General features: G+C 23.7%; 3 protein-coding genes. 1 reads left to right on the forward strand and 2 read right to left on the reverse strand.

What is annotated here, in order from left to right:
• Window positions 1-770: 770 nt before the first annotated feature.
• A complete protein-coding gene (locus tag HZY83_RS02035) occupies window positions 771-908 on the reverse strand; it encodes a hypothetical protein (RefSeq protein ID WP_179942420.1) in 138 nt (45 codons plus the stop codon).
• Window positions 909-1,115: 207 nt separating this feature from the next.
• Between HZY83_RS02035 and HZY83_RS02040 the strand changes: the two genes are divergently transcribed.
• Window positions 1,116-1,265, forward strand: a complete 150-nt coding sequence (locus HZY83_RS02040) for a hypothetical protein (RefSeq protein WP_179942421.1) — start codon at window positions 1,116-1,118, stop codon at window positions 1,263-1,265.
• Between the two features lie 497 nt (window positions 1,266-1,762).
• Here the strand turns inward: HZY83_RS02040 and HZY83_RS02045 are convergent, their stop codons facing one another.
• Window positions 1,763-2,695, reverse strand: a complete 933-nt coding sequence (locus HZY83_RS02045; RefSeq protein ID WP_179942422.1) for an NAD(P)H-dependent flavin oxidoreductase — start codon at window positions 2,693-2,695, stop codon at window positions 1,763-1,765.
• Window positions 2,696-2,928: the final 233 nt, after the last annotated feature.

Here is a 2,928-nt window from a genome sequence, read left to right on the forward strand (position 1 = left end):
CGCTAATACTTTTATAAAGGTATATATTCCTAATACGTAAAAAGTAATCTCTAATATATAGAAAAATATTACTCCTATTGATACAATATTAGCAGTGATCATAGATCACAGTACCTACCCCCTTAAGTTAAATTGAAAAATGAATGATTAGAAAATAAATACCTTATACTCAATCTTTTTTGAATTAAATAATATATATTTTCTTACTATAAATGATAATATTAATATTAATGTATATATCCCTATTATATCTATATTTTTTAATTTATAATTTATATTTAGTAAGTTACAAATTAACATATATGTATATGCTGACACTATATACATTATACTTGGAATAAAAATTGTGTGTTTTTTATTATACATATTTTCCCCTAAATAATTAGTTTATAAATTATTTAAAAAGTTCTATATTTCTTTTAAAAAAACTATTATCATAAAATCTATATATTTTCATAGTATCATAATAAATAATTGGAAACAATAGGAAAAGTGTTGGAAATATTGAAATATATATTTTCTAAAAAAATTTATATTAATATGATATAATTAAAGGGTTGGGGATATGTTTATAAAAAATTACAATTAGAATTTATTAAAAAAAGACGATGCTTAATCGTCTTTTTTTAAACATTTTCTTATAAAGTTAATACCAAGAGAAACAATAATAAGGAATGAAATAACACTTATTATCTTCAGTATAATTTGTCCAGTATCAGTAAAAAAGAAGTCACTCATTGTACTCATCTCCTTATTAAAATTTTGTGTAGTTAATTATCTTTTTTATTATCTAGACCTCTTGCTATAAATCTAACTGCTATAAATAAGTAATATGCCGAAATGATAGCTAATACTATATAAAGAAATATTAGTAGTATAGGGTTGTTAGTAATATAAGATATATCCATATAGTTACCTCCTCTAAAGGTATATTTAACCACATAATAAATTTATTTAATATAACGGTATTATATTTTAAAAATAACATAAAATACAAAGAAAAACAAGACTGATAAAATTTATTAAAATATGATATAATAAAGAGGTTAAGGTAAAATTTCTACTTCTTATTAACTACGTATTTTTTCAACTATTAAATAAGGGAGAATGGTTGTATGGATACTAAAAATAAAGAAACAGCGTGGTACATAAAAGGCAAAAAATTGCCTACATGGTTTATGATTATAGGGTATATATTACTTTTCGTAAATGCTGTTGATAGTATAGTTAAACTTATTTCTCATATAAAAGCAATATTATTTTAGGGATTAGTTTATTGTATATTTGTTTTTCAATAAAAAAGACGACTAATTGTCGTCTTTTTTCATCTATAATAGCTTATTTATGCTAGTAGTTTCCCCCAGTAAACTACTAAAAACATATACTATCAAAAATATACTTAAAATATTTTATTTTAACAGTTGTTCTATAATCAAACAGAAAATTATTGATATTACTTACATCACATCAATAGCAACGTTTTTATTATAAATTGATATCAAATCACACATAATTTATATTGCTATTATATGCTTAATAGTTTACTATCATTAAATATCATATTATAATAAGCCACGTTTGAATTTTATAATTAACCTTCTTTTTTATTTTTTACTATTCTCTTAAAACCAAAATATACTAACAATACAGTTATAATAAATGGTAATAATGAAATTAAAATTTGTATATTATTTTTTATAGACATAATATATCTCCCTAATTAAAATATTATCATTTATAAATATAATATTTCTTCCTTAATTTAAATTTCCTGTAATTTCTTTATAGTTTCATTATATTCTATAAATAAAGTTTCTACTACTTCCTTTACAGGTCTTATTCTAGTTATTAATCCTGATATTTGCCCTACCATAATTAAGCCATTTTCACTATCACCTTTAACTATAGCAGCAGATAATGCCTCATTTTTTAGTCTATCTAAATCTTCTTTAGTTCCTTCTCCTAATTCAAGATTGTAGTATTTTTGCAATATATCATTTTTTATACTACGAAACGGTATACCTTTTTGGCGTCCTACTACTGTTGTAGAGGTATCTACAGCATCTATAATAGCTTGTTTTATACTATTTGGAATTACACATTCTTCTGTCGTTAAAAATAATGTCCCTAGTTGTACACCTTTAGCTCCTAAAGAAAATGCGGCTGCTATCCCTCGACCATCTGCAATTCCTCCCGCAGCTATAACAGGAATATTAACTGCATCTACTATTTGTGGCACTAGAGATAACGTAGTAGTTTCTCCTACATGCCCCCCTGATTCTCCTCCTTCAGCGACCACAATATCTACACCTATATCTTCCATTTTCTTTGCAACTTTCACATTAGGAATAACTGCGATAACTTTTATATTATTTTCTTTTAACTTTTCCATATAAGGTTTAGGTGTTCCTGCTCCAGTAGATACTATTTTGACACTTTCTTCTATAATTACATCTATTAATTCTGGAATATTTTTATTCATTAACATTAAGTTAACTGCAAAAGGATTTTTTGTTAATTCTTTTGTTTTTTTGATTTCAGCACGTAATTCATCTTTTGTTAAACCTGCAGATGCTAAAATTCCTAAACCTCCTGCATTAGAAACTGCACTCACTAATTTGTAATTAGCTATCATAGTCATTCCACCTTGAAATAGGGGATATTTTATACCTAATAAATTCTCTATTATACCCATATTATAACCTCCTTATAGTAGTTTATAATATAATTATAACAATTTTTGAAAGTGTATTCAAATTTTTCCTACATTGCTTTATTTTTCAAATATTTATTTGATTACTAAAATTAAATAATTTATTCTCCAATATTTCCAAACCTTTAAAATAAACTATTTATACAAACAATTAAAATTTATACACTATTTTTTACATTTAATAGCTAATTTATTAAAAATTGATTTTTATGAAA

The sequence above is a fragment of the Gemella sp. GH3 genome (assembly GCF_013415425.1).
Lineage (GTDB): Bacteria > Bacillota > Bacilli > Staphylococcales > Gemellaceae > Gemelliphila.